2 protein-coding genes and 1 pseudogene are annotated in these 2,908 nt (G+C 69.0%); all 3 read left to right on the top strand.

Annotated elements, in window-relative coordinates; genetic code table 11:
* Positions 1-549, top strand: a pseudogene (locus tag VD972_RS31630) (hypothetical protein); the annotation flags it as partial.
* 34 nt (positions 550-583) lie between these two features.
* Entirely contained in the window at positions 584-898 is a 315-nt protein-coding gene (locus VD972_RS31625) for a hypothetical protein (protein WP_324992508.1), read from the top strand.
* A gap of 58 nt (positions 899-956) precedes the next feature.
* Positions 957-2,908 (top strand): isoleucine--tRNA ligase (locus VD972_RS31620; protein WP_324992507.1); only part of this gene is annotated, 1,952 nt, incomplete at its 3' end.

The raw sequence follows: 2,908 nt of genomic DNA, 5'->3' as shown, positions 1-2,908 counted from the left end.
ATCCCCATGAAGCTGCACGCGGTCACGTCCAGCTGGAAGCCGGACGCCCTCTTCGCGCACTTCGTCGAGCAGTTCAAGAAGGCTGGCTTCTTCATTCCCCCCCCCAGCGGGCAGACCGCGGTGCACGGGGCGATCTCGCTGACCGCGCTGGATGTGGACCGGCTGCTGGCCTACTCCGTCATCATGCGGCCCAACCCGGACGGCAAGACGACGAAGGTGCTGCTGGGCACGGCCAACGTGGGGCAGATCCGCAAGCCCGAGGACTCGGCCTTCCTGCCGGTGTACCCGGGGGCCGAGAACCTCGTCACCGTCAACGTCGAGGTGGGCAAGTCGCTCTCGTACATCACGAAGGCCACGCAGCAGGAACTGCAGGACTTCTACCGTGAGGCGATGCCGAAGAAGGGTTACACGGAGAAGAAGCCGGGGCTCTTCCGCAAGGGCAACGAGGCGGTGGAGGTGCTGAGCCGCCCCCGCGAGGGCGGTGGGCTGTCGGTCATCGTCATGGGCCGCAACGGTTCTGATGACGATCTCCTCGACGAGACACGCTGAGGCGCTGCGCTCCCGGAGGCCCCGGAAGCCTCGCATGGCAGTGGGGTTGTGGGCGCTCCTGGGCCTGCTGGGACACCTGGTGCTGCTCGAGGAGGCCCGGGCGGAGGACGGGGTTCGCGCCGAGCCGGGCACGCCCTGGGCAGCTGGCTCCTATGCCCAGGTGAAGGACGCGGCAGGGCTGGTGCTGCGGCCCGGGCGCGGTGCGCTGGTGAAGGTGCCCGCGGGGGCTCGGGTCCGGGTGGATGGGACGGCCGGCAAGGGCCGCTACCGCATCACCTACGCGGGGCAGCAGGGCGAGGCACGTGCGGCTCAGCTCCAGCCCGCCCCCGTGCCCACCAACTGCGACTGACACTGCCAGCCCGGCGCGCATTGATGGGCCTGGAGGGGCATGCTACGGCCCGCCCTTCATGAGCGACGCCGGCGCGCCTCCGAAGGACTTCCAGGACACCCTGAACCTCCCGCGGACGGAGTTTCCCCTCCACGGTGACCCGGCACGGCTGGAGCCTCGGTTGCTGGCGTGGTGGCATGAGCGACGCATCTGGGCGCGGATGCTGGAGAAGAACGCGGGCGCCGAGCCCTTCGTGCTGCCAGATGGGCCGCTGGAGGCCGTGGGCCCCCTCCACTTGGGGCACGCGCTCAACAAGGTGCTCAAGGACATCGTGGTGAAGTACCGCAACCTGAGCGGGCGGCGGTGCGACTTCATCCCTGGCTGGGACACGCACGGCCTGTCGATCGAGCGGGCCGTGGAGGAGCGGCTGAAGGAGCGGAAGATCGACAAGCGCATGCTGTCCCGGGAGGCGTTCCTGGAGCACTGCCAGGCGTACGCGCTGGAGATCATCGAACTCCAGAAGGCGGAGCTCCAGCGGCTGGGTGTGTTCGGGAGCTGGGAGGCGGCATACCGGACGCTCGATCCCGCATACGCGGCGCAGGAGCTGCGCGAGCTGGCCACGCTCACGCGGCGCGGGTTGCTCTACCGGCGGAAGGAGCCGGTGTTCTGGTGTCCGCATGATCAGACGGTGCTGGAGGAGGCGGAGGTGGAGCATGCGCCGCGCACGAGCCCCTCGGCCTACGTGGCCTTCCGCGCGGGGCCGGAGGTGGCGGAGAGGTTCTCCTCTCTGAAGGGGCGCGAGGTCTTCTTCGTCATCTGGACTCCGACTCCGTGGACACTGCCAGCCAACCTGGTCATCACGGTGCATGCGGACTCCGAGTACGTCTTCTATGAAGCGGGCGAGCGCGTCCTCTGCGTGGCCAAGGTGCTGCTGGCCAAGGTGCTCTCCGAGGTCAAGGCGGACGAGCTCGTGATGAAGAACGCGCGGCTGCCGGGTGGGGATGTGGAGACGGTGGCGTTCGACGATCTGCGGAAGATCCTCGTGTACGCGAGCGGCGAGGAGCTGGAGCACCTCAGCTACCAGCACCCGTTCCTGGAGAGGACGGGGCGGGTGGTGCTGGGCGGGCCCGTGACGTTGGAGGCGGGCACGGGACTGGTGCACACAGTGGGCGAGCCGCTCCAGGGGCTGGCGGTGTTCGAGGCCAACCCAGCCATCGTCGAGCTGCTGGCTCAGCGGGGCGCGCTGCTGAACGCGAAGCAGGACACGGTGGAGCACAGCCAGCCGCACTGCCGGCATTGCCACCACCCGGTCATCCTCTCGGCGACTTCCCAGTGGTTTATCGGCCTGGACAAGCCGCTCACCGGGGAGAGGACGGTCCGCCAGCAGGTGCTGGAAGAGGTGGAGCAGGTGAAGTGGATGCCCGAGCAGGGGCGCAGCCGCATTCGAGACATCCTGGAAGGACGGGGGGACTGGTGCATCAGCCGGCAGCGGAGCTGGGGGGTACCTCTTCCCATCGGCTACTGCGAGGGCTGCGGAGAGGCCGTCGTGTCTCCGGAGGTGATGGAGCGCGTGGCGGCGGCGGTGGAGAGGGACGGCGCGGGCGTGTGGCACCGAGCGCCGGTGGAGGAGTTCCTGGGAGCGGACTTCCGGTGTGCCTCCTGCGGCGGGAGCAGGTTCCGGCGCGAGACGGACATCCTGGAGAAGGGGTTCGACTCGGCGTGCATGTTCTCGGCGGTGCTCGAGCGGCGGCAGCGCCTCCCAGCGGACCTGTGCCTGGAGGGGAGTGATCAGCAGCGCGATTGGCTCTCCGCGTCGATGATGGTGTCCGTGGGCACTCGGGACGTGTCGCCCTTCCAGGCCTGCCTCACGCACGGCTTCGTGCTCGACGGGCAGGGCGAGAAGATGTCCAGGAGCCAGGGCAACGCCGTCGCCCCGCAGAAGATCACCCAGCAGTACGGCGCGGAGGTGCTGCGGCTGTGGGTGGCCGCCAGCGACTCCCGGAACGACGTGCGTCTGTCGGACCCGATCCT

Source organism: Hyalangium sp. (genome assembly GCF_035629615.1).
In the GTDB taxonomy this organism is placed as follows: Bacteria; Myxococcota; Myxococcia; order Myxococcales; family Myxococcaceae; genus Hyalangium.
This window is presented reverse-complemented; position numbering and strand designations above follow the sequence as displayed.